General features: G+C 49.4%; 29 protein-coding genes and 1 pseudogene. 4 read left to right on the forward strand and 26 right to left on the reverse strand.

Features of this window, described 5'->3' with window-relative positions; translation table 11 throughout:
• Positions 1 to 3: 3 nt before the first annotated feature.
• Positions 4 to 1,176, reverse strand: a complete 1,173-nt coding sequence (locus tag IC804_RS07635) for a PDZ domain-containing protein (RefSeq protein WP_008880322.1) — start codon at positions 1,174 to 1,176, stop codon at positions 4 to 6.
• Between the two features lie 219 nt (positions 1,177 to 1,395).
• On the opposite strand from IC804_RS07635, the gene IC804_RS07640 reads away from it, so the two are divergent.
• Positions 1,396 to 1,914 carry a MerR family transcriptional regulator gene (locus IC804_RS07640; RefSeq protein WP_008880323.1) on the forward strand — a complete coding sequence of 173 codons (519 nt, stop codon included), beginning with the start codon at positions 1,396 to 1,398 and terminating at the stop codon, positions 1,912 to 1,914.
• A gap of 136 nt (positions 1,915 to 2,050) precedes the next feature.
• Here the strand turns inward: IC804_RS07640 and IC804_RS07645 are convergent, their stop codons facing one another.
• From IC804_RS07645 to IC804_RS07680, 8 genes are all read right to left on the reverse strand, one after another.
• Positions 2,051 to 3,496 carry a S41 family peptidase gene (locus IC804_RS07645; RefSeq protein WP_008880324.1) on the reverse strand — a complete coding sequence of 482 codons (1,446 nt, stop codon included), beginning with the start codon at positions 3,494 to 3,496 and terminating at the stop codon, positions 2,051 to 2,053.
• A 230-nt stretch (positions 3,497 to 3,726) separates the two neighbouring features.
• Positions 3,727 to 4,434, reverse strand: coding sequence for a pirin family protein (locus IC804_RS07650; RefSeq protein ID WP_029761347.1), 708 nt, complete (start codon positions 4,432 to 4,434; stop codon positions 3,727 to 3,729).
• 358 nt (positions 4,435 to 4,792) lie between these two features.
• A complete protein-coding gene (locus IC804_RS07655; RefSeq protein WP_081157583.1) occupies positions 4,793 to 6,124 on the reverse strand; it encodes a murein hydrolase activator EnvC family protein in 1,332 nt (443 codons plus the stop codon).
• Positions 6,125 to 6,155: 31 nt separating this feature from the next.
• On the reverse strand, positions 6,156 to 7,049 hold the full coding sequence (gene ftsX / locus IC804_RS07660; RefSeq protein ID WP_029761349.1) for a permease-like cell division protein FtsX: 894 nt from the start codon (positions 7,047 to 7,049) through the stop codon (positions 6,156 to 6,158).
• Entirely contained in the window at positions 7,039 to 7,725 is a 687-nt protein-coding gene (gene ftsE / locus IC804_RS07665) for a cell division ATP-binding protein FtsE (protein WP_029761350.1), read from the reverse strand. The genes ftsX and ftsE overlap by 11 nt, the downstream gene beginning before the upstream one ends.
• A 354-nt stretch (positions 7,726 to 8,079) precedes the next feature.
• The gene (gene cccB / locus IC804_RS07670; protein WP_011888191.1) at positions 8,080 to 8,415 is read right to left on the reverse strand and encodes a cytochrome c551; all 336 of its coding nucleotides are present in this window, start codon (positions 8,413 to 8,415) and stop codon (positions 8,080 to 8,082) included.
• Positions 8,416 to 8,477: 62 nt separating this feature from the next.
• Complete coding sequence (locus IC804_RS07675; RefSeq protein ID WP_029761351.1) at positions 8,478 to 9,341, reverse strand: YitT family protein; 864 nt, start codon at positions 9,339 to 9,341, stop codon at positions 8,478 to 8,480.
• Between the two features lie 226 nt (positions 9,342 to 9,567).
• The gene (locus IC804_RS07680) at positions 9,568 to 11,136 is read right to left on the reverse strand and encodes an IS1182 family transposase (RefSeq protein WP_190300613.1); all 1,569 of its coding nucleotides are present in this window, start codon (positions 11,134 to 11,136) and stop codon (positions 9,568 to 9,570) included.
• A gap of 369 nt (positions 11,137 to 11,505) precedes the next feature.
• Here IC804_RS07680 and IC804_RS18520 point away from each other — a divergent pair, with 369 nt between their 5' ends.
• Both IC804_RS18520 and IC804_RS18525 read left to right on the forward strand, forming a co-directional pair.
• On the forward strand, positions 11,506 to 11,964 hold the full coding sequence (locus IC804_RS18520; protein WP_239691225.1) for a transposase: 459 nt from the start codon (positions 11,506 to 11,508) through the stop codon (positions 11,962 to 11,964).
• Positions 11,855 to 12,577 (forward strand): annotated as a pseudogene (locus IC804_RS18525) (transposase); the annotation flags it as partial. The gene IC804_RS18520 and the pseudogene IC804_RS18525, both read left to right, overlap by 110 nt.
• 225 nt (positions 12,578 to 12,802) lie before the next feature.
• On the opposite strand, the gene prfB reads toward IC804_RS18525, so the two are convergent.
• The 5 genes from prfB to hpf form a co-directional block, all read right to left on the reverse strand.
• Positions 12,803 to 13,907, reverse strand: a protein-coding gene (prfB, locus tag IC804_RS07690) for a peptide chain release factor 2 (RefSeq protein ID WP_144038740.1) whose coding sequence is annotated in 2 segments (ribosomal slippage) — positions 12,803 to 13,831 and positions 13,833 to 13,907 — 1,104 coding nt in all. Because the reading frame shifts where the segments join, the coding sequence is not laid out codon by codon here.
• A gap of 92 nt (positions 13,908 to 13,999) precedes the next feature.
• Entirely contained in the window at positions 14,000 to 16,513 is a 2,514-nt protein-coding gene (gene secA, locus IC804_RS07695; protein ID WP_081157401.1) for a preprotein translocase subunit SecA, read from the reverse strand.
• A 40-nt stretch (positions 16,514 to 16,553) separates the two neighbouring features.
• Positions 16,554 to 16,826, reverse strand: a complete 273-nt coding sequence (locus tag IC804_RS07700; protein WP_081157400.1) for a hypothetical protein — start codon at positions 16,824 to 16,826, stop codon at positions 16,554 to 16,556.
• A complete protein-coding gene (locus IC804_RS18835) occupies positions 16,823 to 16,957 on the reverse strand; it encodes a hypothetical protein (RefSeq protein ID WP_255505905.1) in 135 nt (44 codons plus the stop codon). Before IC804_RS18835 ends, IC804_RS07700 begins: the two co-directional genes overlap by 4 nt.
• A 100-nt stretch (positions 16,958 to 17,057) precedes the next feature.
• Positions 17,058 to 17,606: a ribosome hibernation-promoting factor, HPF/YfiA family gene (gene hpf / locus IC804_RS07705; protein ID WP_008880334.1), complete on the reverse strand. Its 549-nt coding sequence runs from the start codon at positions 17,604 to 17,606 to the stop codon at positions 17,058 to 17,060.
• Positions 17,607 to 17,880: 274 nt separating this feature from the next.
• On the opposite strand from hpf, the gene IC804_RS07710 reads away from it, so the two are divergent.
• Positions 17,881 to 18,027 carry a hypothetical protein gene (locus IC804_RS07710; RefSeq protein ID WP_008880335.1) on the forward strand — a complete coding sequence of 49 codons (147 nt, stop codon included), beginning with the start codon at positions 17,881 to 17,883 and terminating at the stop codon, positions 18,025 to 18,027.
• Between the two features lie 332 nt (positions 18,028 to 18,359).
• Here the strand turns inward: IC804_RS07710 and IC804_RS07715 are convergent, their stop codons facing one another.
• From IC804_RS07715 to flgL, 12 genes are all read right to left on the reverse strand, one after another.
• Entirely contained in the window at positions 18,360 to 18,746 is a 387-nt protein-coding gene (locus IC804_RS07715) for a DUF8042 domain-containing protein (protein WP_081157399.1), read from the reverse strand.
• Positions 18,747 to 18,758: 12 nt separating this feature from the next.
• Positions 18,759 to 19,112, reverse strand: coding sequence for a flagellar protein FliT (locus IC804_RS07720; RefSeq protein WP_008880337.1), 354 nt, complete (start codon positions 19,110 to 19,112; stop codon positions 18,759 to 18,761).
• Positions 19,112 to 19,513, reverse strand: a complete 402-nt coding sequence (gene fliS / locus IC804_RS07725; protein ID WP_081157398.1) for a flagellar export chaperone FliS — start codon at positions 19,511 to 19,513, stop codon at positions 19,112 to 19,114. The genes IC804_RS07720 and fliS overlap by 1 nt, the downstream gene beginning before the upstream one ends.
• Positions 19,514 to 19,796: 283 nt before the next feature.
• The gene (locus tag IC804_RS07730; RefSeq protein WP_081157397.1) at positions 19,797 to 21,296 is read right to left on the reverse strand and encodes a flagellar hook-associated protein 2; all 1,500 of its coding nucleotides are present in this window, start codon (positions 21,294 to 21,296) and stop codon (positions 19,797 to 19,799) included.
• A 15-nt stretch (positions 21,297 to 21,311) separates the two neighbouring features.
• Entirely contained in the window at positions 21,312 to 21,668 is a 357-nt protein-coding gene (gene flaG / locus IC804_RS07735; protein ID WP_029761354.1) for a flagellar protein FlaG, read from the reverse strand.
• Between the two features lie 895 nt (positions 21,669 to 22,563).
• Positions 22,564 to 22,677 (reverse strand): flagellin, encoded by a 114-nt coding sequence (locus IC804_RS07740; protein WP_369802849.1) that lies wholly within the window; start codon positions 22,675 to 22,677, stop codon positions 22,564 to 22,566.
• Between the two features lie 347 nt (positions 22,678 to 23,024).
• The gene (locus IC804_RS07745) at positions 23,025 to 24,362 is read right to left on the reverse strand and encodes a flagellin N-terminal helical domain-containing protein (RefSeq protein WP_081157395.1); all 1,338 of its coding nucleotides are present in this window, start codon (positions 24,360 to 24,362) and stop codon (positions 23,025 to 23,027) included.
• A gap of 160 nt (positions 24,363 to 24,522) precedes the next feature.
• On the reverse strand, positions 24,523 to 24,708 hold the full coding sequence (locus IC804_RS07750) for a hypothetical protein (protein ID WP_081157394.1): 186 nt from the start codon (positions 24,706 to 24,708) through the stop codon (positions 24,523 to 24,525).
• The gene (gene csrA / locus IC804_RS07755; protein ID WP_081157393.1) at positions 24,705 to 24,953 is read right to left on the reverse strand and encodes a carbon storage regulator CsrA; all 249 of its coding nucleotides are present in this window, start codon (positions 24,951 to 24,953) and stop codon (positions 24,705 to 24,707) included. The genes IC804_RS07750 and csrA overlap by 4 nt, the downstream gene beginning before the upstream one ends.
• A 14-nt stretch (positions 24,954 to 24,967) precedes the next feature.
• The gene (gene fliW / locus IC804_RS07760) at positions 24,968 to 25,402 is read right to left on the reverse strand and encodes a flagellar assembly protein FliW (protein ID WP_011888205.1); all 435 of its coding nucleotides are present in this window, start codon (positions 25,400 to 25,402) and stop codon (positions 24,968 to 24,970) included.
• Positions 25,403 to 25,424: 22 nt separating this feature from the next.
• Positions 25,425 to 25,979, reverse strand: a complete 555-nt coding sequence (locus IC804_RS07765) for a DUF6470 family protein (RefSeq protein WP_081157392.1) — start codon at positions 25,977 to 25,979, stop codon at positions 25,425 to 25,427.
• Between the two features lie 83 nt (positions 25,980 to 26,062).
• Positions 26,063 to 26,968, reverse strand: a complete 906-nt coding sequence (gene flgL, locus IC804_RS07770; protein ID WP_081157391.1) for a flagellar hook-associated protein FlgL — start codon at positions 26,966 to 26,968, stop codon at positions 26,063 to 26,065.
• Positions 26,969 to 26,975: the final 7 nt, after the last annotated feature.

Raw genomic sequence — 26,975 nt, forward strand, 5'->3', positions numbered from 1 at the left:
CCTTTACGAAACAGCTTCGGACGCCGACGCGCCCCGATTGTGGACAAATAACAAGCCAAGCTCATGATGTTCATCTTCATACAACGCCCCTTGGACAAAGCGGACTTCACCGTTATGCCCGATGACGTCAAGCTTACAAAACGCCCGATTGCGCTGCAGCTCTTCATAAAACTCCGCCTCCGTCCGCACGTGGACACCGTTCGCTTTCATAATGATTTCCCCGATTTGTAGCCCCATTTTCTCCGCTTTCGAGCCAGGGAGCACGCCGACAATCACTACCCCTTGCGAATAACGGGCGAAGCGGGGCGGTCGGGCTCGGTCAGCGCGGTGCCCAGAAAAAGCGATCCACTCGCGGCCGATAATCGCCACAGCCCCCGCAACAAACGCCAACGGCAAGTACCATATACCAACAACGGCTAGCAGAGCGACAAGGAGCGCAAGCCGAAGCACACGCCGCCCTTCCTCATGAGCCGCTTCCGGCGGCATGACGTGTTGCCGGCGTTGCGAAAATCCAAGAAGAAACGGCACCAACCAAAACGAATAACCGTCCCCAGCCGGAAGAAGCGGCCACCATGAGACCGGTGACAACGCACCGCCAGATACCGGGAGCACGATCGGCACAAACCAAAAACGTTGCGTCCATTGCATGCCAATCGTCATCCCCCGCTTGCTTTTCACGAGCTGCGGCGACGCCGTCCCGTTTTGGGAACGGAGGATGAGCCACCCTTCAGCCGCCAACAACAACGTAAGAAACAAAGCCAAGGCCGCCCCTGCCGTTGGGCCATCAGGGAATAAGTCGCTCACCATCCCGCTTTGCCCGATCAAACCGAGCAGCACGATCGCACCGCCAACGGTGTACGCTGGCGATAAGAGGCGCGCTTCCATCGTGAAGCCAATGACAACGGTCAGCGCTGTCACCATCCACACCGCCTCGCGCGGCAACGCGACTCCAGCGCTGATCGCCACCACAGACAACACCGCACCGGCTGCCCATCCCCATGTCCAGAGCCCGCGCCATTCTTGCCATGGATGATGGACGCGCACATGAAAGTCACGGCGTTCCCGCTTTACCCGCCGCCAGCCGGCGACAATAGCTAAAAGGACGCCATAATAAAGGAGCGGCTGCCGCCATACGGCCGCGATCCCTTCAAGCAATTCCAGCCCCCATGTTGCCATCCGCTTCCCCCCTTGCTTCGTTCACCAGTCTTTATCTTCTATTCTACCAAATGGCCACGGCAAATCCCATGCCTGCGGCCATCTTTTTTGCCGCTCATGACGAATTTGTGCCGTTTTCCACTTTCTTTGCCGAATAGGCACTAGTTTTGTCGGCTAGGCAGGATTTTCAATGAAGATAGAAAAAGGATATAACAGAAGATGAAAAGGAGGAGTGGAACGATGGAGTTAAAAACGACCGATGTCGCCGCCCGTCTTGGCGTTTCGCCGAAAACCGTTCAACGTTGGGTACGGAAATATGACATTCCGCTGCGGAGAAACGAAGCCGGCCACTTCTTGTTTGACGAAAAAACAGTTGCCTTGCTCGAACGGGTCAAATTTGAACAAGGTGCGGCACTCGAAGCGCCTCCGGCTCCTGACCGTCCCTCGACACCGCCGCGGAACAGCTCCATTCATGCCTTATTCCAAGAGTATGTTGAACCGGAAATCGAACGCGTCACCTCACGCCTTAATCAACTCGAACAACAACTGGAGCAAAAAGCCGATGATGTTGTTTCGGTCCAACTGCTTCATCATCGAAAGGAAATGGAAGAAATCGCTGCCCGCCTCACTGCCCTCGAGCAGCTTGTCGCCCGTCTTGAACAGCAGCTGAACAATCGGCCGCCTTCCTCCCACGAAACACCGAAGGAACCAAAGCGGAAACGGCGCGGCCTCGGGCGGGTGATGGGATTGTTTGCTTAAGGCCCATGCGCTCTGTCCCATGCAGGGCGTTTTTTTTTGCACAAAAACGTTCATGAATGGATTTGACACTTCATCCCGAGACGAAACGCTCATGTTGATAGAAAAGAGCTCCCTTGCTCGGGAGCCCCATCGCTATTTATGGGAACAATACGTGTAACGCCGCTTTCAGCTGTACATCGTGCTTCGGATCGCGGATCGCTTCCATAATTTTTGTTTGCAGTACGTTAGCCGTCGTTTCATCGATACGACCGGTGGCCGGAAGCTTATTCGCTTTTTGGAATGCTTTCACCGCTGTTTCCGTTTCTTTGCTGAAATAGCCGTCCGTACGGCCCGGGTCAAAACCGAGTCCTTTTAACATTTTTTGTGCATTCGCAATTTGTTCATCATTCATATCATACGTGAACGGTTTTTCTACATGAAGCGGAGCGACGTGGAAAAACTCAGGCTGCTCAACGGCCACATCTGGCTTGATTCCTTTTCCATGGATCCAATGCCCATCCGGCGTCAGCCATTTGTAAAGCGTCAGCTTAATGTTGCTGCCATCGCCCATTGGAATCGCCTGCTGCACCGTTCCTTTACCGAACGTCGTCTCACCGACGAGCTTGTAACCGCCGGCTTCCTTCATCGCTCCCGCTAAAATTTCCGATGCCGACGCACTGCCTTTGTCAATGAGCACAACGATCGGGTATGGCTTTTTCTCTGTTATATCAGAATAAAATTTTTGCTTGTCGCCATTGCGCTCTTCAATTTGCACGTACGGTTTATGTTTCGGGACAAGGTCTTTTAAAATTTCCTCGATGCTTTGCAAATAGCCCCCCGGATTGCCGCGCACGTCGATAATGAGCCCGTCGATTTTCTCAGCCTCAAGCTTCGCTAGTTTCTTTTTAAAATCGGCGGCTGTATTTTCCGAAAACGATGTGATTTGCAAATAGCCGGCCTTTTTGCCATCATACGTTTTCACCGCCTCATACACCGTTTCGATCGGGATTTCGTCACGGACGACTTTGACTTTCATCGCATTTTTGGCGCCCGGGCGGAGAATCTCAAGCTCCACCGTCGTCCCTTTTTTGCCGCGGATTTTCAGCACTGCCTCATACAAATCGAGCCCCTCAAGGCTTTCCCCGTTGACGCGCAAAATTTGATCGTTCGGTTTCAGCCCCGCTTTTTCCGCCGGCGAGTTTTTAATCGGTGCAACGATCGTCACTTTCCCGTCAATCATGCTCACTTCAGCACCGATCCCCTCAAATGATGAATCAAGCGATTCGTTAAACTGTTCGGTCGTTTCCGCATCCATATAGACAGAATACGGATCGTCAAGCGTACCAATCATCCCTTGAATGGCGCCTTCCGCCAATTTTTCCTCATCTACTTTTTCCACGTACCGGCTTTTGATCAGCTCATATGCCTGGCGGATTTTTTTTATCTCTTCTTCGTCGTTTGCCCCCTTGGACGATTCATTCGGAATGACTGCTGACATCGGACTGTCCTCTGCTCCGCCGGCCAGCTGCAAGCCGACATACGTCCCACCGGCCCCGATGAGCATCGATAGGGCCATCAATACGGCCGTCGTTGTTTTTTTCACGTTGTTTCCTCCTCACCCTATACATAAAGGAAAAGCACCGCATCATGCCGTGCCATGCCCTTATCTCCATCATATGTCAGGCTTGTACTGAGTATGCTTCCCCATTGTCGCCATAGGGGAAGCGTCGTCTGCTATTAGTTTACACGCTCCCTTTTGATTTCTCAACTCATACGGGCTCAAAAAAAGAGACACCCCGCCTCATTGGCGAAAGATGTCTCTTCCTTTTGGTGTTAGTTTGGTAAGTCAATGAGCATGAACCGCGCCCCTTCGTTCGTCAACAGGCGAAGCGTCGGCGTCTCCGTTATGCGAGCCGCATCGCGCCGTTGCAAGTCCGCCTCACCGTTCAATGACAAGTCTCCCTCGATGACAAAGACAAAGATGTTTCGCTCCTCTGGCTGGGTAAATGTCAGTTCATGTCCGGCTTCCAAGTCAGAAAGGTAAATGGTCAAATCTTGATGAATGTGAGCAATTCCCGGAGAAGAAGGCTGTTTCGCCACGACAGGCAGCAGCGCGTTTCTCATCTTTTCGACTGGAAATTCAACCCGCTCGTACGAAGGCGTTAATCCATACTCTTCCGGCAAAAACCAAAGTTGCAGAAAGTTGACCTCTTCTGTCGCCGACGGATTTACTTCCGAATGAACGATGCCGGTGCCCGCGGACATCCGCTGCACGCCGCCAAACGTCGTCACTGCCTTATGCCCGGTGCTGTCTTCATGTTGCAAATACCCTTTTAACACGATCGACACAATTTCCATCTCCCGGTGCGGGTGAGCACCAAAACCAGCCAGCGGTGCGATGACATCATCATTTAACACCCGCAGCGGCCCGAACTGAATGTTGTTCGGATCGTAATATTCACCAAACGAAAAACTATGGTACGTCTTCAACCAACCGTAATCAGCATGATAACGGGACGAAGCCCGGTCAATACGGATCATCCGTTTTCACTCCTTCATTCCTTTGAAGATGATACGAATAGTAAGCTGTCAGCGATATTCACTAAACCTCATTAATTCATAAATCTCGAATTCGAGATTATTATATAAGAGCATACTTCTTTTGTCAACCTCCTTGTTCGTGTCTGCTTCTCCTTGCTCCTATGCATTTTATCGCCTTTCTTCGAGCAACAAGTCAACCATTGGGCAGGTTAGAGACGGTCTTCATGCGGGCAGCGGGCACGCCGGTCGTTTCCCGGTTGACGATGGCGCCCCTCTCAAGAAGCGATGGCCATAAAAAATACGCAACTCTCCTTCCTCAACGAGGCAGGCAAGTTGCGTATACGAGGTGGTGTAAGCGTTAGAACGCGATATAACTACGCGGGTCGACTGCATTCGTTTTCCCGACATTCCAGCTGCCGCGATGCAATTCAAAGTGAAGGTGTGGACCGGTTGAATGTCCAGTGTTGCCCATATAACCGATAACTTGTCCTTTGCTGACGCGTTGTCCTTCCCCGGCCAAGCGCGCCTCGAGATGGGCGTAAACGGTCGTATACACTTGGCCGTTAATGACGTGGCTGACGAAAATGACGTTGCCGTAGCTGCTAGAATAGTAGGAACGGAACACGACCCCATCAGCAGCCGCAACGACCGGAACGACCGGAGCGCGCTTGCCGATGTCAACCGCCGGGTGGAAATCGGAGCCGCCAAACCGGTAGCCAAAACCGGATGTGATCGGTCCGTTAGCGGGGCGAGTAAACGCTCCGCTTGATACAGGCGGTGTGCTGCCGCCGGATGGTGTTTCTCCGCCGCTTTTCGATGTTGACGATGAAGACGAAGATGTCGACGGCGAAGATTTCGGCGCTGTATATGTACGTGCACGCTGTTTCGCTGCCTCTTCCTCGGCCCGTTTCTGCCGCTCAAGTTCGGCGAGCTGCTGCTTCACAACGGCTTCTTGTTTCGCGATCAGTTCTTTTTCCTCTTCAAGTTCCATTTTATGATGATGCTCTTCTTCCTCTTTTTGCTTCAAATCCGACATTAAGCGGTTTTTCTGTTCAAGCTGGGCATCAAGTTTGGCTTGCAGCTGTTTCAGCTCCTGCAAGTCCGCTTGCAGTTTGTTCCGCTTTTGCGTCAGCTCAGTTTCTTTTTTCTCTTTGAGCGCTTTATCCGCTTCCTGCTCGCGGATGATTTGTTGGTCAGCTTCCATGATGGTTGTCACCGCGCTCATTCGGTCGATGAAGTCACTAAAGCTTTGAGCGCCAAGCAACACTTCCAAGTAGCTGATCGCTCCACCGCTTTCTTGGAGCGAACGGATGCGCGCTTTTAAGATTTCATTCCGTTTTTCAATCCGCTCCTGAATCTCGGCAATTTCTTGTTGCAGCTTGTCAATCGCCCGTTCGGTTTCATCAATGTCCGTGCTGACTTTGCGAATTTTGCCGCTCGTTTCCTCAATGGCGCTATTGAGTTTTTCAATGTCATTAGCGACTTGTTTTTGCTGCGATTGCAGGGCTTTAATGTTTTTTTGCGACTCGCTAATTTTCTCTTCAACGCCCGACCGTTTCGAGCGCAGCGCATTGATTTCGCTTCGTTTTTGCTCGATATCGCGGTTGCTAACAGCGTTCGCCGCCGGCGGGAGAACGCCCAATCCGAGTGTTGCCACGACAGCGAGCACCATCATCTTTTTCTTTTTCATGGCTTTTCCCCTCTCCCTATCAAATTGATTTTTATACTTTCAAAAACTTACGCACTGACATGACGCTTCCCCAGACACCGATCAAAGCGCCAATGCCCAACAACAAGGCGCTCAGTTGCCAAATGAATGGAGAAAACGGCAAAAGCTCGAACAGCTGCAGGGAAAACTGCTGTTTGTATAGACGGTGCACATTGTAATAAACGAGCGCCAGTACGACGATCGGAACGATCGAACCGAGCATCCCAAGCCATAGCCCTTCAAGGAAAAACGGCCAGCGGATGAACCCATTCGTCGCCCCGACGAGCCGCATAATTTCAATCTCACGGCGACGGGCAAAAATCGTAATTTTAATGGTATTAGAAATTAAAAACATCGCTGTAAACAACAGACCAAAAATCAGCACCAATCCGACGTTGCGCATGACCTTAAGCGCATCAAATAGCTTTTCAACCGTCCCTTGTCCATAATTGACTTTATGAACGGACTGGAACGTTTCAATTTGCTTTGCAATTTTAACGGTATCTTGCGGATTAGCAGCTTTCACAACATACACATCGCTTAATGGGTTGTCTTGCTCAAACAGCTGGAACGATGAGCCTTCCTCACCCATGCTTTCAATCAACCGCTTCAGCTCTTCATCTTTTGATGAGTAGTGAACTTCTTTCACACTTGGAAGGGCTTCGATTCGCTGGCGCAGCACATCCTTCTCTTTATTGTCAGCGGCCAAATCGATATGGACGCGAATTTCGACTTCATTTTCCACTTTTTTCGCAAAATAGTTAATGTTGAACATGACGGCAAAAAAGACACCGACCAGCAGTAGCGTCACCGTGACGGCGCTCGCGGATGCAAACGTCATCCAACCGTTGCGGCCAAGACTTTTCACGCTCTCCCGAACGTGGCGTTTGAACGTGTTAAGCGTCATAGCCGTATTCCCCCTTCGCCTCGTCACGGACGATTGTCCCATTTTCGATCGCAATAACGCGTCGACGGGTAGCATTGACGATCTCTTTATTATGAGTCGCCATTACAATCGTCGTGCCCCGTTCATTAATTTTCTCAAACAGTTCCATAATGCCCCACGATGTTTCAGGATCCAAATTTCCTGTCGGTTCATCAGCAATCACGATTTTCGGGGAATTGACGATCGAGCGGGCGATCGAGACACGTTGCTGTTCGCCGCCAGACAGTTCGTTTGGGTAAGAGCGGATTTTATGTTTGAGGCCGACTAGATCGAGTACTTCCATCACTTTTTTGCGAATCACTTTCGGCGATTCTTCAATCACTTCCAAAGCAAAGGCCACATTTTCATACACGGTGAGCGTCGGAAGCAGCTTAAAATCTTGGAACACAACACCGATGTTGCGGCGCAGCAACGGAACTTTACTGTCTTTGATGTTGGCAAGATTGACACCGTTGACCATAATGGTGCCGCTCGTCGGCTTTTCTTCACGGTACATCATTTTAATAAATGTCGATTTGCCTGCTCCGCTAGGCCCAACGACATAGACGAATTCTCCCTGCTTAATGCGAACGCTAACGCCGTTTAGCGCTACGACTCCGTTTGGGTATGTCTTATATACATCTTGCATTTCAATCATCATAATCACCTATTTTTCGACTCGCTTACTGTCATTTCTCGAGTTGTTTCGAACCAATTGTACAAAATTCCACAAGGCTTATTATAGCACGATTTCTTGCTGTCGAATTTTACATTTATATTTCAAATAGGAAACAATAGCAAAACTAGCATAAAAGACCTATATATGCAATATAAAGAGTGAATCTTCTCTTCACTCTGTACACTGTAAGTACTACCATCCTTCTCTCTAAGATCTTGTGAACGCCATCTACAACTGATCTATCGCGTGGAACATTCGTGAGAGGCGAAGAAAAATAAAAGACCGCCCAGTCCCTGAAAGGAAACTGGACGGCGCTTGTTTCGTTTTCGTGACTTATTTTTTCGCGGCGAGCCATTCCGCCACTTTGTCAGCGTCTTCGCCTTGGATGATTCCTCCTGGCATAGAGCCGCGGCCTTTGGCGATGACCTCTTTAATTTCGTCTGCCGAGTATTTGCTTCCTACTTTTTGTAAGTTCGGGCCGACCCCTCCCGAAAGGTCTTGGCCGTGACATGATGCACAGCTTTGTTGATAGACTTGCTCAGCAGCAGCAGTGGTATCCCCTCCACCGTTGTTGCCGCCGTTTTGCTCCCCAGCGTTATCATCGCCGCCGCCACATGCTGCAAGCGCCAATGAAGCGCCGAGGAACACGGTTGCTAATTTCCACTTCATGATGAACTCCCCCTAAAAACAAAAATTCGCTTCCTTCGTTATTATAACCGATTTCTTCAATTTTACGTACGTTGAAATCCTTCCCCAAGCACTTCAGAGGCGTTGGCAACGATGACAAACGCCGTCGGATCAATGGTTCGCACGATTTGTTTCAATTTTGTGAACTCCGATTGAGCGACGACACACATGAGCACTGGCCGTTCATGCTCCGTATACCCGCCATACGCCGGCAACCGCGTCACCCCGCGGTCGATTTCATGCAAAATGGCGCGCCGCACTTTTTCCTCTTCATTTGTAATGATGAGGGCGATTTTTGAATAGCCAAGCCCGACTTGGACGAGGTCGATCGTTTTGCTTGTCACATACAACGCGATCAAAGCATAAAGCGCCCGTTCAATATCGAACACGAACGCCGCCGTCAAGACGATCAAGCCGTCAATCAAAATGACGCACACCCCAAGCGACAGTCCGGTATATTTATGAATGATTTGCGCTGCCAAATCCGTACCGCCCGTCGAGGCACGGCCGCGAAACACAATACCGAGACCAAGCCCGACGCCAATGCCGCCAAACAATGCTCCAAGAAGCGGATTGACCGTCGCCGGCTCCATCCCTTTGGTGATGTAGACGACAAGCGGCAAAAACACCGTCCCGACAAACGTCTTGATGCCAAACTGCCGGCCTAAGAGCACGACGCCAGCGATAAACAGCGGGATGTTGAGCGCCCATTGAACATAGGCGGGCTGGATGCCAAACAGCGCATGCACAATCGTGCTAATGCCGCTCACCCCGCCGGAAGCAATCCGGTTCGGCAACAAAAACACGTTAAACGCGACGGCGACAATCGCCGCGCCAACAAGAACGTACACATACTCCAAGGCCGTCTCCACCGTTGGAGACATCGCTTTATCTCTTTTTCTCCGCATGCTTCCCCACCTTCCTCTGTGAGTATAGCATGCCCGTTTTTTTAAGTAAATGACAGTCAGTTAACGCGATAATGGTCTACTATGATAAAGAAAAAAAGAGCGATCAGATGATCGCTCTTTCAGAGGCTGTCTCAAAAGGTCGTTAAACCGACCTTTTGGGGACAGCCTCTGTTTCTTTTCTTTACTATTTGGTTATTTATTCCTTTTTTGAAGCAGGAATTTCTCCTTATTTCTGAATTTTATCCTGTTTTTTCTTTGTTGGATCGGTTGTGGCCGCCCACTTTCTCAAATTGTGAGCAGCACAAATAAGCCCCCATTCCAAGGTAATTTTTGGGAGCCCTCTTAACAAAAAGCGCTGAAATTGCTGGTTGTGCTTGATTTGCCCAAACACCGGCTCGTTTTCGATTTGTCGTTTTCGGTACGTCGCCGCCCCTTCTTCCGTGGACAGCCGTTTACGGATCTCCTGCCGTTGTTGTTGATTTTTCAAGGAAACGCGGATGGTTTTCGTGTCTTTGCCTTTGGCGCATGCCGTCTGAAACGGGCATCCGGCACAAGCCGTACAACGATACGTCCGTTTGACGGTAACGTACCCGTTGTCGGTCGTTTCCTTCCGTTCATACACAAACACCAACCGTTCCCCTTTGGCGCAAATCCACTCATCCAGCTCCTCATCATACGTCATGTTCTCGATTCGGCCGATCTCCTTCGCCCACGCTTTCGTTTGTTCCCGATCCAACGTGTTGTACTTGATCAGGGCGACTATCTCCTTTTTCTCACAGTACGTGTAGTTCTCCTCACTCCCATAGGCGGAATCCGCAATGGCTTGTTTAGGCATTGGACGCCCATAGGCGGCCAATTGCTCCAAATGCGGAATGAAACATCCGGCATCCCCTGCCCGTTGATGCACGCTAAATCCAGTGATGAATTGGTTCTCTGTCCCAATCTGCACATTGTACCCCGGTTTGAGCTGGCCGTTTTTCATATGGTCGTCCTTCATCCGCATAAACGTGGCATCCGGATCCGTTTTCGAAAAACTGTTCCGTTCGCCTAATCTTTCTTTGTATTCTTCATATTTTTTCTTACGGGGGAGAAGATCTTGTTCCAATTGCCGTTTGGCTTTCTTTAACGTACGATTCTTCGGCTCTTTCTTTAGGCGCTCTTCCACTTGTTCGATGACGGCTTCGATCCTTTCGGACGTGATCGGTGAAGCTTCCAGCTTTTCTTGAAAATCCCCCTCTTGTTCCGCCTCTTCATCTTCTTTCGTCACCTGTTCGATCGAGGCAACGATTTTCCGGAATTTCTCCTCCAGTTTCTGATCGTACTTTTCCGTTGATTTGCGCCAAACGAATGTATATCGGTTGGCATTGGCCTCGATTTTCGTTCCATCCAGAAAATAATCCTCTAACTTGACCAACCCTTCTTGACGCAGAAGATCGACAATGGAGAAAAACGTTTCGTAAATGATGTCCTTCATCCGTTCCGACCGAAATCGGTTGATCGTGCGAAAATCCGGTGTTTGATGGCCGGATAGCCACATAAAGTAAATGTTTTCTTTCAACTGCTTGGCGATTTGGCGAGAGGAGTAGATCCGATTGGCGTAGGCATACAGGATGACTTTCAACATCATTTTCGGATGATAGGCTGGACGCCCTCCGCCAGGATAGAGGGAAACGAACAGAGCCGGATCCATTTTTTCCACTGCCAGATCCACGATCCGGCAAAGATGATGTTTGGGAATGAAAATTTCAAGATCCATTGGCAAAATGAGTTGATCTCGGTTATAATAAATGTACATAAGAAAACCGTCCTTTCTTTGGTAGGGTTGTGGTGACTCTATTATACCAAAAGAGGAACGGTTTTCTTCTTTTTTATCCAAAAAAGTGTCCCAAAAGCGAACGCTATGCGAACACTTTTGGGACATCCTCTGTTTTATTATGAAGGTAAGACGAGGGAGAAATGGAGGAAAGGAACGATGCTTCGGCCACACCAAGAAGATGGGCGCTATACCGAAACCACGGTGAAACTGGATGATCTGGTTCCAGAGGATCACTTGGTAAGAAAGCTGGATGCGGCCATTGATTTTTCTTTTATCTATGATGTGGTGAAAGATCTCTACTCTCCTGATCATGGACGTCCGAGCATTGATCCAGTGATGTTGTTTAAAATGTATTTGATTCAGTATGTATTTGGGATTCGCTCCATGCGTGAAACCGTCGAACAAATCCGAACCAACGTCGCCTACCGTTGGTTTTTAGGACTTAGTCTTCATGATCCCGTTCCTCATCACTCGACGCCAAGTAAAAACTATGCGCGTCGTTTCGCTGGAACGGATGTATTCCATCAAATTTTTTCACGGATTTTAAAAGAAGCCTTTGAACACGGATTGGTAGATTCGAGTGTCTTGTACGTAGACTCCACTCATGTCAAAGCAAGCGCCAATAAAAAGAAGTTTACAACGGAAATGGCAGAAGTCGAAGCCAAAGCCTACCAACAGGAACTCGAAAAAGAAATCGAACGGGATCGGATCGCTCATGGAAAATCGCCGTTGCCATCTGAGAAAAAAAAAACGGGAAGTAAAAGTAAGCAAAACGGATCCGGAGAGCGGACTGTTGGTGAAAAATGAACGGGAGCGAGTGTTTGCCTATTCGTATCATACAGCTTGTGATCGCAACGGATGGATTCTACAGACCTACGTGACGGCAGCCAACGTCCATGACAGTCAAGCGTTTTTTGTGCTGTTCGAACGAGTGAAACGGGAAATCCAATCATGTCCGGAAGCCGTGTGTGTAGACGCAGGATATAAAACTCCTGCCATTGCCAAGTATTTACTCGAACAAGGGGTAAAGCCGATTTGGCCGTACACTCGCCCGAAAACAAAAGATGGATTCTTTCGGAAATCAGATTTTGTGTATGACGAATATTTTGATTGTTATCTATGCCCCAATGATCAAGTTCTATCTTACTCTACTACGAATCGGGAAGGGTACCGGGAATACAAATCGGACCCGGCGGTGTGCCGAAGCTGTCCGTATCTTCATCAGTGCACGCAAAGCAAGAGCTACACCAAAGTAGTCACTCGCCACGTATGGCAGGACTACTATGAAGAAGCAGAGCATTTGCGGTATGTTCCGGAATACCGGGAACTCTATGCCCTCCGAAAAGAGACGATTGAACGGGATTTCGCCGATATGAAAGAGAAGCATGGTCTGCGCTGGACGCATTACCGGGGATTGGAAAAAAATGAGGCGCAGGCGATGCTTGTTTGTGCTGCCATGAATTTAAAAAAACTGGCGAATTACCTATGGAAGGCGAAGCACCGCCCTTTCTTTTCCTTTGCATGGCTTCCCATCCTACCCACTTTTTTTGAAAACATAGTCTATTTATGGAACAAAATGGGTTTCAGACATTCGTCTGAAACCCATTTTGTCAACAGTCTGAAAGAGCGATCAGATGATCGCTCTTTACTTCAATTTCGCGCGCAAATACGCGTCAATGAACACATCGATTTCCCCATCCATCACCGCTTGCACGTTGCCGACCTCCACATTCGTCCGATGGTCTTTGACAAGCGAATACGGATGGAAGACGTAGGAGCGGATTTGGCTGCCCCAGCCGATTTCTTTTTGCTCGCCGCGCAGCTCGGCGAGTTCAGCTTGCTGTTCCTCCATTTTCTTTTGATACAGCTTCGCTTTTAACATATTCATCGCTTTTTCGCGGTTTTTAATTTGCGACCGCTCCGATTGGCACGTAACGACAATGCCGGTCGGCAAGTGGGTGATGCGCACCGCGGAGTCGGTCGTGTTGACGTGCTGCCCGCCCGCACCGCTTGAGCGGTACGTGTCGATTTTCAGCTCTTCCGGACGGATCTCAATCTCAATGTTATCGTCCATCTCCGGCACGACTTCGCATGACACGAACGACGTATGGCGGCGGCCTGAGGCGTCAAACGGGGAGATGCGCACAAGCCGGTGTACCCCTTTTTCCGCCTTTAAGTAGCCGTATGCATTATGTCCCTTGATAAGCAAGGTGACGCTTTTCACCCCGGCTTCCTCGCCTGGGAGATAATCCAGTGTTTCGACTTTAAATCCTTTTTTCTCCGCCCAGCGCGTGTACATGCGCAACAGCATCGACGCCCAGTCTTGCGATTCCGTGCCGCCCGCACCCGGATGAAGCTCCAAAATCGCGTTATTTTGGTCGTACGGCTCGTTGAGCAACAGCTGCAGCTCAAACTGGCTGAAGTCTTTCGTCAATTTTTTCGCTTCTTCCACAAGTTCAGCCTGCAGCTCGTCATCCGGCTCCTCTTTCAACAACTCATACGTCACTTCCAAGTTGTCGAACCGTTCCGCGAGCGATTCAAACTCGCCGACTAATTCCTTGAGCGCATTCGCTTCGGAAATGATCGCCTGCGCCGCTTTCTGGTCATCCCAAAAGCCGGGCGCGGCCATTTGCTCCTCTAATTCTTGAATGCGCGTCTGCTTTGTTTCGAGGTCAAAGAGACCCCCTGATTTCCGCTAATCGCTTAGCCATTTTTTCTAACTCTTGCTTGATTTCCACTAAATCGATCATGTTGTCCTCACCTCATCATGAATATCGTATGCGCATCATTTGCGTTTGCCATTCAAAAGAGAGGCGATGCCTCTCTTATTATTTATAAACGGTTATACCGCTCTTCCGCAACAATGTTTATATTTTTTGCCGCTTCCGCACGGGCACGGATCGTTGCGCCCGACGCGCACCGCTTTGCGGATCGGTTTTTTCTTCGGTTCTTCACCGTCTTCTTTCGGGTGAACCGCCTCGCCTTTCGCCACTTCTTGGCGTTCGAGGTTATGATGGATTTCCGCCTTCATGATGTACGTCGCGACTTCCTCTTCGATCGCCGCAATCATGTTTTCAAACATCGCATAGCCTTCCATCTGGTATTCACGGAGCGGGTCAACCTGCCCGTAAGCGCGCAAATGGATGCCTTGGCGGAGCTGTTCCATCGCATCGATATGGTTCATCCATTTCATATCGACAGCGCGCAGCACAACGACCCGTTCAAATTCGCGCATTTGTTCTGGCGGAATTTGCGTTTCCTTCTCGTCATAGCGCGCTTTGACTTTCGCCCAGATGAGCTCGATCATCTCTTCCGGCTCTTTGCCGCGCAAGTCGCCTTCCGTCACGTCGCCTTCCGGAAGCAAGTAGGCGTTAAGGTAATCGACCACCCCTTTCAAGTTCCACTCTTCCGGCAAGTCTTCTTTCGGCGTGTAGGTGTTGACGACGCGCTCGATCACCGACCGGATCATTTTCTCGATAATGCCGCGCAAATTGTCGGCATCGAGCACTTCAAAGCGCTGGCGATAAATGACTTCCCGCTGTTCGCGCAACACGTCGTCATACTGAAGCAACTGTTTACGGGCATCAAAGTTGTTGCCTTCGACGCGTTTTTGCGCCGACTCGACCGCCCGTGTCACCATTTTGCTTTGAATCGGCTGCGAATCGTCCATGCCGAGCCGATCCATCATCGCCATGAGGCTCTCGGAGCCAAAGCGGCGCATCAACTCATCTTCAAGCGACAAGTAAAACTGTGACACTCCCGGGTCGCCTTGGCGCCCCGAACGGCCGCGCAGCTGGTTGTCGATCCGCCGGCTTTCATGCCGCTCCGTGCCGATGACGGCCAGCCCGCCAAGCTCCTTGACTCCTTCGCCGAGCTTAATGTCCGTCCCGCGCCCGGCCATGTTCGTCGCGATCGTCACCGCGCCTTTCTGACCCGCTTGGGCAATGATCTCGGCCTCTTTCGCATGGTTTTTCGCGTTTAAGACGTTATGCGGAATACCGCGTTTTTTCAACATCTCTGATAACAGTTCCGACGTCTCGATCGCCACTGTGCCGACAAGCACCGGCTGCCCTTTTGCATGGCGCTGGGCGATATCCTCGACGACAGCGCGGAATTTCCCCTCCATCGTCCGATAAATCAAATCCGGACGGTCTTCGCGAATGACCGGACGGTTCGTCGGAATGACAACGACGCGCATGTTGTAGATGTTGCGGAACTCCTCTTCTTCCGTTTTCGCCGTCCCGGTCATCCCCGCCAATTTTTCATACATGCGGAAATAGTTTTGGAACGTAATCGTCGCGAGTGTCATCGACTCGTTTTGAATCTCGAGGCCCTCTTTCGCCTCGATGGCCTGATGAAGCCCGTCGCTGTAGCGGCGGCCATGCATCAAACGCCCGGTGAACGGGTCGACGATGACCACTTTGCCATCCTGCACGACATAGTCAACATCGCGCTGCATCGTCACATGCGCCCGCAACGCCAGCTGAATATGGTGGTTGAGCGTGACGTGTTTCAAATCGAACAAGTTGTCGATGCCAAACGCCCGCTCGGCTTTATTCATCCCTTCCTCGGTCAGCTGGACACTTTTCGCTTTTTCATCGTACGTATAGTCGACATCTTTGCGGAGCGTACGCACGAACGCGTTCGCCTGCACATACAGCTTCGTCGACTTTTGCGCCGTCCCGGAAATAATGAGCGGCGTCCGCGCCTCGTCGATCAAAATCGAGTCCACCTCGTCAATGACCGCGAAATAAAGCGGCCGCTGCACCATATGTTCTTTATACAGCACCATGTTGTCGCGCAAATAGTCGAAGCCGAACTCGTTGTTCGTCCCGTACGTAATGTCGGCGTTGTACGCCGCCTGCTTCTCTTCGCGCGACATGCCGCTTAAGTTCAACCCGACAGTCAACCCTAAAAACTCGTACAGCTGGCCCATTTCTTTCGCGTCGCGCGATGCCAAATATTCGTTGACGGTCACCACATGCACCCCGCGCCCGGTCAACGCGTTTAAGTAGACCGGCATCGTCGCCGTCAACGTTTTCCCTTCCCCGGTTTTCATTTCGGCGATGTCGCCTTCGTGCAGGACAACACCGCCCATAATTTGCACTTTATATGGGTACAAGCCGAGAACACGCTTCGCCCCTTCACGCACAACAGCGAACGCTTCCACAAGCAGATCATCCAGCGATTCACCTTGCTGGTAGCGGGCTTTAAACTCCTCGGTCTTTTGCCGCAACTGTTCATCCGACAACCGCGCCATCTCCGGCCCGAGCGCATCGACTTGATCAGCGATTTTCTCAAGCCGTGCCAACTGGCGCTTGTTCGGGTCAAATACCTTTTTTAAGACTCCAAGCATAGGAAACGCTCCTTATTTTTTCAATGGACTTACTTATTAATCATATCACTTGAGAGGGTACAGTGACAACCATCGCGCAGGCGTAAAAGGATGCGGCTTGTCCACGGAGCAGCCATACCTTGGTCTGCAGTTGTTCGATCGCTGTTGGTATAGTGCCTTTCATGGATTGTATGAAGCCGCATTTGCCCATCTCCCCTAGCTGTATCCCACTCGCTGAAACGACTCCTTCACTTCTGTTTATTTCAGCTTCCCCACGATCCAACCGTTCCTTTACTTCCCCCATTTCCCGCTCAAGGCGGGCCACTCCTTTCATCCGTGCAGCCTGCAAACACCTTGACGCGAGCAGTCAACGAGGCCATGGCCCGTTCCTTTTTGCCAAACGGTCGTCAACCTGCGCAAAGCGCTAACGAACGTCGTCTGGAAAAGCGAAATCCATTTTTTCATCTGCCGAACGTTAACCAATATTTCCCTAAACATTCTCCCCGTATCATGAGAAACATCCCCTGCCCAACAAGCAGGGGATGCGTCTTATCAACAACCGATGTCAGTTTGCCTCAATCAATCCGTATCGTCCGTCTTTGCGGCGGTAGACGATGTTTGTCCGATTCGTTTCGGCGTTCGTAAAGATAAAGAAGTTGTGCCCTAACAAATTCATCTGCAAAATCGCTTCTTCGCTGTCCATCGGCTTTAAGCTGAAATGTTTCGTGCGCACGATTTCAAATTCCTCGTCGTTCTCCGCCGCAGCAGCGCCGTTTGGCACAGGAGCCGCCAACTTCACTCCTTTCTCACGGTCGCGCAGCTTCCGATTGACTTTCGTTTTATGCTTGCGGATTTGCCGCTCCAATTTATCGGTTACTAAGTCAATGGCCGCATACATATCGTCGTGGCGCTCCTCCGCGCGCAACAATAGATGCGGAATCGGAATGGTCACCTCGATTTTTCCTTGTCCATCGTTGTAGACTTTCAAGTTAACGTTTACATGAACGTGATCGGTGTCATCAAAGTACCGCTCCAGTTTCCCGATTTTTTTCTCCACATACTCGCGCAAAGCTGGCGTTACTTCGATGTTTTCCCCACGAATGTTATACATCATTGCTGACCACTCCTTATTTTCAAACTATAGATCCCTACACTTTTTAATTACCCACTAACCCCCGACTTCAATCAAAAATATTTGCGAAGATTTTGTGAAAATCATAGAAAAATATAGTCATAGAGATACATTTTCCCTTATGACGTTGGACATATGTAGTTTGTAAACAAATGAGAAAGGTCCATATTTCCCAAAAGCAGCAACGTGCGGCTCTCGCGCGGCGTACGGCTGACCAACGACGACATTCGTTCTCTTTGGCAAAGGGGTTCAATACATGTATATCGATGGCAAGCAAATATATGACATCCGTCCGCTGATTAGCCTGATTTTACGCCAGCAGTTGGTGCGTATACGACATGATGACCACCTTCGTCAGGCAAAAATGCTGCTTCGTCTCGTTTCTTCGCTCGGTGGAGAGTAACGAAAATCGGATAAGGAAAAAGGACAGTCTGTGCTGTCCTTTTCCATACTCCCAACCTGAACACCGGTACACCAAAAGAAACAGCCACGGCAAGTTACCCACCGTTGCCAAACAATCCACATCAGCCCTCTGCCAATCATTCGCTCCCTATCGCGTTGCGCCGCAAGTTCCACCGTTCGTTTGTGATTTCGACATCCAACAAACGACTGACATATGACAGGACTCCTCTCCTGCGTTCGAAGAGGCTGATGGTTGGCTGCATCTTCACCCCAACTTCCAGCCCCATCCTCACCAATGGGATCGCACGCCTCTCCTGTCACACGCTCCGTTTCTCATTGAACAACATACCGCCGCAGACCGCTCTCCATCGCGATCTTCCACGCCTGAAACGCCGGCGACAACCGTCCACAGACAATGCGCTCTTTCGCCGCCGCATCGGAAAATTGCCCGTCAAGCGCCGCTGCCGCTTCGAGCACATCCGCAAACCGTTCGATATGGCCGACCAAATCGCTCTCGTCAGCGAACAGCTGGCATAAATAAACGTTCGTCTCACCGATTTTCCCAAGCGCCAATAAAAGATCCGCCAGCAACACATCCGCATGCATCCGCCGCGGGTCAGAAAAACTCGCCTCCACATAATCGAGCCCTTCTTCGACCGTCTCAAGCAGCGCCGCGTATTGGCGGATGATATTTAGCGCCGTGCTTGTCAATTCCACCATCCTGAATCCCACCTATCGTCGCTTATCATAAAACATCCCGTCAAAGGAAAGCGGCTGCTCGTATGGGTGAACGTAGTGAGCATTCGCCTGCCGCTTCGCCCCTGCCATCCGCAAATCACTACGAATCTCATCGCGCACTTGACGAAGCCGCGCCTCAATCTCCTGATTCCAAGCGACGATCTCGCGGCCAAGCTGTTGCTCTTCCTCACTGTATGGCGGCCGTAGCTTGTGAAGCAGCCCCTCGCGTCGCCGAAGCAGCTCATCGACCTGCGACAGCCGCGTCTCGCGCTCCTCAGCTGGCCACGGCAGCGCCGTCGCTTCAAGCAGCTGTTTCGTCACCACCCAAACATCGTGCACTACGCCCATTACGCCTGTCCGCCTTCCGCGTATTGCCGTTGTCGATTCAACTGAATCACTTGCTTCCACGTATCGCGAAACTCCGTGACATACCCTTCCACCTCGTCCAAAATCGCCGCATCGTGTTTCACATTCGCCTCGACCAGGCGGCGGTAGATGTAGTCATACATGGTCATCATCGATTTGGCGACGTCATATTCCATTTTCAGCGTCGCCATCAATTCCAAAATAATCTTTTGCGCTTTAATCAAGTTCTCGTTGCGCGCCGCCACATCGCCCGCTTCCATCGCCTGGCGCGCGAGTTTGATAAACTTCAAGCAGCCGTTATACAACATGAGCGTCAACTCACCGGGCGATGCCGTCTGCACGGCGTTCGTTTGATATTGTTGATACGGGTTGTTCATTGCCATCACCTTCACTCCTTCTCGATCATCACAAAATGCGAGATTCGCTATAAAATTAAACAAGCAACGATTGTTAACGCGTTCTGTCCCGAAAAAACGGCCTTCACCATATATACTAGACAAGCAATATAGTGTTCTAGAAAAACGATTGTAGGCATTGCAATGGTCTTCATCACCGTAAGTCATGCACGTTATGAAAAAATCAAAAAACGCTGAAGCCAGCCCCTGCTCATCATTCACCACTCAACTGGGCGCGCCTGATCTAATCAAACGGCCGTCCAATGCACTATCACCCTTGCATGCCGCCGAAGAAGGCGTTCATTAAATACATGCTTTGCTGATTGGCGCGCTGAATCGCCTCTTCCATCGCCATAAATTGTCGGTAGTAGCGGTCTTCGATCAGTTTCAGACGGTCTTCAAACCGGTCCATTTGATTATTGATTTGAATCAACTCACGCCCGATCGCAAACTGCTGGTTCGTCCAAAGCGCCTTCCCGGCCTTTTGTTCAATCTTCCCGATCGTTTCTTTAATCGTATCACGCAAACGGCGGGCAATGCCTTTTTCCGCGTCCGTCGTGCCGTTTTGGTTAAAGAGCTGATACACCGCTTCCGGGTTTTCTTTAATCTTCTCCCGCAGCTTCGTCTCGTCAATGATCAATTTCCCGCCATCGAGATAGTTCGACGACGTTGTAATGCCGAGCTGGGCCAGCTGCGAAAGCCCGCTCGGGATGTTCGCTCCTTCCACTTTCGTATACAAATCCATCCGCATTTGGCTAAGGGCGCTTGATAAAATCGAATCGCCGCGAAGCATCCCGCTTCGCGCTTTTTCTTCCCACAGCTCAATTTGCTTTTCCGTCATCGCTTCTTTTTGCTCGTCAGTGAGCGGTGGATAGCTCCGGTAGCGCTCCTCTTTCAGCTCGGCGTTGATTTTGGCGATCACTTCATTGTATTTATCGACAAACCCTTTAATCACGTTCACCATCGCATCGACATCGGTCTCCACCGACACCGTCGCCGTCCCCGTCCCTTTGACCGTATACGTCACACCATTAATCGTGAACGTGTTCGATGAACGGCTAGACTTTAAGCCGTTAATCGTCACTTGCGCATCCTGTCCTTCGGTTTTTCCAGTGAGCTCCTGCTCTGCCGCTGCTCCTGTAAACCCCAGCTTTTCTGCGAAAAAGTTAGCCGTCTCTTCGTCATCCAGCACCAAACTGGCCTGCGCTCCTGTCTCTTTCTTCATAATCGAAATCCGTCCGGTTTGTTCATCGTAAAACGCGCTGACGCCAAGGTTGGCATTGCTGTTCAGTTGGGCGATCAATCCGTCCAACGTTGTTCCTTGTTTCACCGTCATTTCCACTGTGTTCGTGCTGCCATCGCCGTTCGTCACTTTGATCGTCAGCGTCGTATCAGCATCAACGGAAAAACTCTCCTTGTCCACCCCTTCATCAGACAACCAAACGGCTGACGTTGCCACCTGATCAACTTGAATCGTCGTCGCCACATTCGCCGCGCTGGCGCTTGCTGTCGCTGTCACGACCGCTTCATTCGAGCTCGAGATGGTTTTTTTGAGCATGCTGCTTTGGAGGGTGATGTTGCTGAACAAGTAGTCATCCAACCCTTGCAACAGCGTGTTCATCGCCCGGTAATCATCACGCTGCCACTCAAGCAGCTGCTTTTTTTGATACAGCTTATCCAGCGGCATCCGCTCCGCTCTCATCAAATCTTTGACGATTTGGTCAATATCCATTCCGCTCGCCAAACCGCTAATGCGCAAATTCCCTGCCACGTTTCTTCACCACCATTAAATTTTTCGATCCACCAGCAACCCGACAAACTCCATCATCGCCGCATACATATCCAACAGCTTTTTCGGTGGAATTTCACGAACCACTTCCTGTGTTTTTACATCCACCACTTGCACGTAATACTCATTCAGCTCCTTATGCAGCTCAAACCGAATCGATGTATGGCTCGGCTGCAACAACTCATTCAAGCCATTGACGACGTTCTCCAACTCATCGTTCGAAAACAGATGCGAAGGAGAAGTAACCTCTCCTTCTTGCGGCCGTGCTGCCGAAGCCTCAACGTTTGCTTTCACCTGTTCGCCTCGCCTCAATGCATACGAAAGGAAAGAAGAAGATACTCGTTCAATCGTCATACAGATCCGCTCCCTTGCTTTGAACGCTTTCTATCGTTTATATCGGATGAAACACAGGGAGTGTGAAGGGGGAACGACAATTTCATCTGAACGAAAGGTGGTTTAGGAAGAGTGAAAGAGTGGTGTATAAATGAAGATATCAAAAGCAAAGGAGATGAGAGTAGTGGGATTGGAACATTTGGAGCTATTTTTAAGGATATCTCTAATTACTTCGCTATCGTCTTCCGACCTAATAAATCTCTGCTACCTGACAGTTGACTTTTTATCATTTCCATATTTATAGATTCCTTATGGCCATTTTTCATGGCTATCCTCCTCACTTAAAGAGTGCTATCTGAAGTACATCATGATCTGAGTACTAGATCTCGTTACATTCCTCTTATCATGTACTAAAATCATCAAGGAATTTCTGTAGAAGGGATGCATTACCTCATCTCATGAATTCTTCCACATTACGATCACGAGAAAAGGTGTCCCACATTTTTGGGGACACCTTTTTCAAAAATTGACTTAGTAAAATTAACGAAGCAATTGCAATACTGCTTGTGGTTGTTGGTTGGCTTGCCATGCCTCAACGTCTTTCGACCGTTGTGTAGACTACCTCTTCACCCTCAGCTTCACCTGTTAGGGGCTGGGCGCTTCGGGTCGGCTATTCGCCTCCCCTACGGGCTTCATCACCATAGCACTTGCCGTAGGTGGTATGCCCTAGTCGTTGAACCTTCTCCACCCTTTCGGGACAGGAGCTTGGCTGCTGATTGCCCAATCCTTCGGCTTTTTCCGCCCTCACGTCTGCCGTTTCCAGCTCCGTTGTGGCGCCAAAGGCTCTCAGGGCTTCCCAGCAATTCACCCAGTCATCCTCTTAGCCGTTTCCAGCTAAGACGCCCGCCAAACCAGCCTACCGAAGCAGCTGCAACACCGCTTGCGGCAGTTGGTTTGATTGAGCCAACATCGCTTGTGCCGCTTGCGTCAAGATGTTGTTTTTCGTGAATTCCATCATTTCTTTGGCCATCGTGCCACCCGCCCTTTCGGTACGGGACAAGACTACATCTTCACCCTCAGCTTGACCTGTTAGGGGCCGGGCGCTTCGGATGAGCGAGGACGATGGAAATCCTCTTCACCCTACGGACTTCATCGCCATAGCTTCTCTCCTTAGGCGGTATGTCCTAGTCGTTGAACCTTCTCCACCCTTTCGGGACAGGAGCTTGGCTGCTGGTTGCCCAATCCTTTGACTTTTCGAGCCATCACGTCTGCCGTTTCCGGCTACGTTGTGGCGTCAAAGGCTCTAAGGGGTTTCCAGCAATTCACCCGGTGATGCTCCTAGCCGTTTCCAGCTAGGACGACTGTGCCTGTCGCCATTTAAGCGGCTAAGGCATAATCTACGTCGCGAATGCGGGATTCAGCTGCTGTTAAGTTTTCAGCTGATGTTCCGAGGTTGTTGATTGTGTGTTCTAGGCGGTTTTGGTATGCACCTAACTTAGATCGTTCCGCTGATACTAATTGTATTGCTGTATCTAATGCTTGAATAGCATTTTCTGCCCCTGTTTGAGTTGTAACATCCAAATTATTAACTCCTAAATTTTGTGCTCTCATATCATTGATACTAATATTCATAGTTTGACCATCATTAGCACCAATATGCATTGTTAAAACATTGTTTGCTGTGATGTTGATTTGAACATCATTAGTACCTGTCGTCCCTATTGCACTATCGATTCTTAATTGCAAACCATCATAGTCTCCGCCATGAATAGTTAGAATGTTTCCACTAGCAGTTATAGATGTTGGAACGCTACCCGTTGTTTTTTCTGCATCTATTACTGCAGATGCATCTGTCCCTGTTGCACTAACAGTACCTGTTGAGTTTGTAGCCCCACCACCATTCACGCTATGTTGCAATGTACCAGTAACTGATACAACATTATTGAAACCAGAAATATCGATTTTGGCACTTGAACCAGTTTTTATTGTTGTAAATGTTATACCAGTAGCAAAGTCACCAGATGCTATAACCCCAGTGGAAGATGAAACAGCGTTAATTTTATTAATAAAATCTGTTGCTGATTCCGTTCCGTCCATTGAAATTGATACACCATTAATTGAGAATGTTCCAGCAGCAGCTCCCTCAATTATGGAATCGTCGCCATACTCTGTGAAGGTAATCGTTCCAACACCTGCAGCTTTCACACTGTCAAGAGTAAGTGTACTTGCACCTTTAACCGCTGCAGAACCTCCTAGAATTGATACGTTAGCATCATTTGTTTTTCCTTGTATTCCTGCTCCACCATTTAATAGTTTTTTAGTATTGAATTCAGTTTGATTTCCTATACGATCAATTTCATTAATAAGCTGATTAATTTCTTTTTGAATTTCATTTCTATCATCTGGGGTATTTGTATCATTTGCTGATTGAACCGCAAGTTCACGCATACGTTGAAGGATAGCGTGCGTTTCGTTTAAAGCTCCTTCTGCCGTCTGGAGGAGCGAGATTCCGTCCTGCGCGTTGCGTTGTGCTTGCTCCAACCCACGAATTTGCCCGCGCATTTTTTCCGAAATCGCAAGCCCTGCCGCATCGTCACCCGCACGGTTAATGCGAAGACCGGAAGACAATTTTTCCATACTCTTAGCCGCTTGCGTATTGTTGAACGCTAATTGACGATACGTGTTCAACGCAGAAATGTTGTGGTTAATTCTCATATTCTTCCCTTCCTCCTTGAAATTTTTTCTTCCACGTCCTTGTGGAATGATGGGTTTGGTTTGCGGATAGGAAGAAAGTCGGCCGCCTTTCTTCGCTATACCGCGTTCATTCTTTATATCGGTTTGTTTTTTGGAAGTTTAATAGGTTGGCACAAATTTTTTAGATTTTGACGTCAAGAAATTGGGAAAATGGCGAAGGCTGTTGAATTTCTTTAATGAAGTGAGCTGGGTCGTCTTTGTGTTTGTTAATCATTTCGTTTAAGGCTTGCTCGGCAATAGCCTTATTATCTTGCACAATGCGCGCAACGACGCCTTGGACTGGCACTCCGCCGATACTGACGCTCATTCTTGTTTCCCCCCTTTCAAGTATTTCAATTGCTCGTTCAACCGCTCGAGCGATGATTTGGAGGCGTGGGAGGCGGCGTTGTTTTCGGCTTGGATGGCGAGGTAAATTTCTTTGCGATGGATTTCGACGTGTTTCGGTGCGTTGATGCCAAGTTTCACTTGATCGCCTTGGATGGCGAGGACGGTGATTTCGATGTCATCGCCGATTTGAATCGCTTCTTTCAATTTGCGCGTTAGTACAAGCATATTTGCCGCCTCCTTTATTTCGCCACTTTTTCAGGAAAGAGGCGATGTTTCGTTTTGTAGTTCGTGTTTGTTAAAATAACTTGCTTCCCAAGTCGCTTATGAACGTTAATGACAATCGGCGCCTGCAAGTTTGCCGTTGTGTCGTCGAACGGGTCGGCAACGGTTAAAATGACGTACAAGGCAACGTCTTGCTCGCCAGTGATTTGCAGCTGCTCGAGCGTGTTGTCATCAAGATCGATTTCGTATGTTGGAAAGTACGAAAACGGCTCGATTAAGACAAAACCGAGTGCGGGTGTGTTCACCGATTGTAAAATGATAAACGGTGTGTCTTCGAGCGGTAATAAGACAAACTGTTTTTCCTCTAAAAACCCTGGAATTCCTTGTTCAAAACGAACGATGTCCTTCTCATGAATTTCAATGTCTCCATGATATTTTGTCGCGATTTTCATTTGTTCATCCCTCGATTCGTATTTACGTGACAATGTCGATGCGCAGCGAGTTGCGCTGTGCTAAATCAATATGCACCGCTCCTTGTTTGTAATGGATAATTGGCTGGTGCGGTTTTACATCAATGAGCGGCTTATGAATTTTCCAATCCATCATTAGCTTGCTGGGTTCATAGTCGATTTTGACGCTAAACGGTGACGGCACAAAGCCAATGTTAAACTCAAGCGGCGGGCCTTCGCTGTTTGCTTGCGCCTGCTCGGCGATAACATCGCCTCCATTTTCGATTTTCATCAATTCGTCGCCTTGCGCAGAAACGGTCTCTACGTACGTCAGCCATGTTTCATATCCGTCTTTTGCCGCGTCCTCGATAAGCCGAAACACATGTTTTAAATTCATCTCTGCCCACGCCTGCGACTGGTCGATTGTCAGGCGCGGACGGATGACGTTGATCTCCAGTTCTGGCTTTGGCTGTTCGATCGTCATTTCAGCTGGCGGCTGTGTGATTTCCAGTTGTGCAGGTTCGGTGGAAATCTCCAGTCTTGCGAATGTCGCTTCCATACGAAGCTGCGGAATACGCATCAACAGTTCCTCCTTGTCGAAACCGCCGCACTAGGTGAGCGGAATCGAAACATGATAAGAAAAAAGCCAGCTAAAAAGCTAGCTTATCGTAAAAAGTCGACCAACGTCGGCTGGATAATGCGCGCACCGACCGCTAATGCAGCCCGATGGACACTTTCTTGTACTTTTAAATCGGTAATGACACGTTCCATGTCGACGTCTTCGTTATCCGACAACACTTTTTTCGCAATCACTTCTTGCTGGTTAATGCGGTCTTCCATTAATTCGACGCGGTTCATGCGCGCCCCTAACTCGGCGCGGACACCTAGTAGATTTGTAATATGCTGATCAATATAGCCGAGGTATTCGTTAATATCTTTTCCTGTCTTGGTCGGATCGTCCAAATCGTTAGCAAGCGACTGCAAATCGCTGAACAATCCTTTTCCTTTTTGTGAAGCGTCATAATGGAACACTTTCGTTGGATCCACATTGACACCAATATAAATGCCTTTCGCTAATTCGATTTTTACTTCTTCTGCATTGTTCGATGTTGTAATGGAACCGTTCACCATTTGCACAGGAGGCTGTAATGTGTTAGTGCCATTAAAAATATATTTGTCGCCGACTTTTGTATTAGCGATCGTCACCAACTGTTCGGTCAGCTGCTTAATTTCTTGCGAGATCGCTTGTCGCTGCGTTTCTTCATACGTGTCGTTACTTGCCTGCACGACAAGTTCGCGAATGCGCTGCAGCGCCTGTGTCGCCTTATCAAGGGCCGAGTCGGAGTTTTCGACCCAGTTGTACGCTTCCGAGAAATTGCGTTTAAACTGCTCGACTTCGGCCAAATTCGAGCGGTAGGCGATCCCTTTCATCGCCACGACCGGATCGTCGGACGGGCGGGTGATTTTTTTCCCAGTCGACAATTGGGTTTGATATTGATCTAACTTTTCGTAGCTGCGGGTGATTTGTTTCAACATATTATTCGCTAACATGCTTTGTGTAATGCGCATCCTCTTC

The sequence above is a fragment of the Geobacillus sp. 47C-IIb genome (assembly GCF_014679705.1).
Lineage (GTDB): Bacteria > Bacillota > Bacilli > Bacillales > Anoxybacillaceae > Geobacillus > Geobacillus thermodenitrificans.

Excerpts from the sequence above, each read along its gene's own strand:
- IC804_RS07635 (WP_008880322.1), bottom strand. The coding sequence starts at position 1,176 with ATGGCAACATGGGGGCTGGAATTGCTTGAAGGGATCGCGGCCGTATGG.
- IC804_RS07640 (WP_008880323.1), top strand. The coding sequence starts at position 1,396 with ATGGAGTTAAAAACGACCGATGTCGCCGCCCGTCTTGGCGTTTCGCCG.
- IC804_RS07650 (WP_029761347.1), bottom strand. The coding sequence starts at position 4,434 with ATGATCCGTATTGACCGGGCTTCGTCCCGTTATCATGCTGATTACGGT.
- IC804_RS07655 (WP_081157583.1), bottom strand. The coding sequence starts at position 6,124 with ATGAAAAAGAAAAAGATGATGGTGCTCGCTGTCGTGGCAACACTCGGA.
- ftsX (WP_029761349.1), bottom strand. The coding sequence starts at position 7,049 with ATGACGCTTAACACGTTCAAACGCCACGTTCGGGAGAGCGTGAAAAGT.
- ftsE (WP_029761350.1), bottom strand. The coding sequence starts at position 7,725 with ATGATTGAAATGCAAGATGTATATAAGACATACCCAAACGGAGTCGTA.
- cccB (WP_011888191.1), bottom strand. The coding sequence starts at position 8,415 with ATGAAGTGGAAATTAGCAACCGTGTTCCTCGGCGCTTCATTGGCGCTT.
- IC804_RS07675 (WP_029761351.1), bottom strand. The coding sequence starts at position 9,341 with ATGCGGAGAAAAAGAGATAAAGCGATGTCTCCAACGGTGGAGACGGCC.
- IC804_RS07680 (WP_190300613.1), bottom strand. The coding sequence starts at position 11,136 with ATGTACATTTATTATAACCGAGATCAACTCATTTTGCCAATGGATCTT.
- IC804_RS18520 (WP_239691225.1), top strand. The coding sequence starts at position 11,506 with ATGTATTTGATTCAGTATGTATTTGGGATTCGCTCCATGCGTGAAACC.
- secA (WP_081157401.1), bottom strand. The coding sequence starts at position 16,513 with ATGCTTGGAGTCTTAAAAAAGGTATTTGACCCGAACAAGCGCCAGTTG.
- IC804_RS07700 (WP_081157400.1), bottom strand. The coding sequence starts at position 16,826 with ATGAAAGGAGTGGCCCGCCTTGAGCGGGAAATGGGGGAAGTAAAGGAA.
- IC804_RS18835 (WP_255505905.1), bottom strand. The coding sequence starts at position 16,957 with ATGAAAAAATGGATTTCGCTTTTCCAGACGACGTTCGTTAGCGCTTTG.
- hpf (WP_008880334.1), bottom strand. The coding sequence starts at position 17,606 with ATGATGTATAACATTCGTGGGGAAAACATCGAAGTAACGCCAGCTTTG.
- IC804_RS07710 (WP_008880335.1), top strand. The coding sequence starts at position 17,881 with ATGTATATCGATGGCAAGCAAATATATGACATCCGTCCGCTGATTAGC.
- IC804_RS07715 (WP_081157399.1), bottom strand. The coding sequence starts at position 18,746 with ATGGTGGAATTGACAAGCACGGCGCTAAATATCATCCGCCAATACGCG.
- IC804_RS07720 (WP_008880337.1), bottom strand. The coding sequence starts at position 19,112 with ATGGGCGTAGTGCACGATGTTTGGGTGGTGACGAAACAGCTGCTTGAA.
- fliS (WP_081157398.1), bottom strand. The coding sequence starts at position 19,513 with ATGGCAATGAACAACCCGTATCAACAATATCAAACGAACGCCGTGCAG.
- flaG (WP_029761354.1), bottom strand. The coding sequence starts at position 21,668 with ATGACGATTGAACGAGTATCTTCTTCTTTCCTTTCGTATGCATTGAGG.
- IC804_RS07740 (WP_369802849.1), bottom strand. The coding sequence starts at position 22,677 with ATGGCCAAAGAAATGATGGAATTCACGAAAAACAACATCTTGACGCAA.
- IC804_RS07745 (WP_081157395.1), bottom strand. The coding sequence starts at position 24,362 with ATGAGAATTAACCACAACATTTCTGCGTTGAACACGTATCGTCAATTA.
- IC804_RS07750 (WP_081157394.1), bottom strand. The coding sequence starts at position 24,708 with ATGAGCGTCAGTATCGGCGGAGTGCCAGTCCAAGGCGTCGTTGCGCGC.
- csrA (WP_081157393.1), bottom strand. The coding sequence starts at position 24,953 with ATGCTTGTACTAACGCGCAAATTGAAAGAAGCGATTCAAATCGGCGAT.
- fliW (WP_011888205.1), bottom strand. The coding sequence starts at position 25,402 with ATGAAAATCGCGACAAAATATCATGGAGACATTGAAATTCATGAGAAG.
- IC804_RS07765 (WP_081157392.1), bottom strand. The coding sequence starts at position 25,979 with ATGCGTATTCCGCAGCTTCGTATGGAAGCGACATTCGCAAGACTGGAG.
- flgL (WP_081157391.1), bottom strand. The coding sequence starts at position 26,968 with ATGCGCATTACACAAAGCATGTTAGCGAATAATATGTTGAAACAAATC.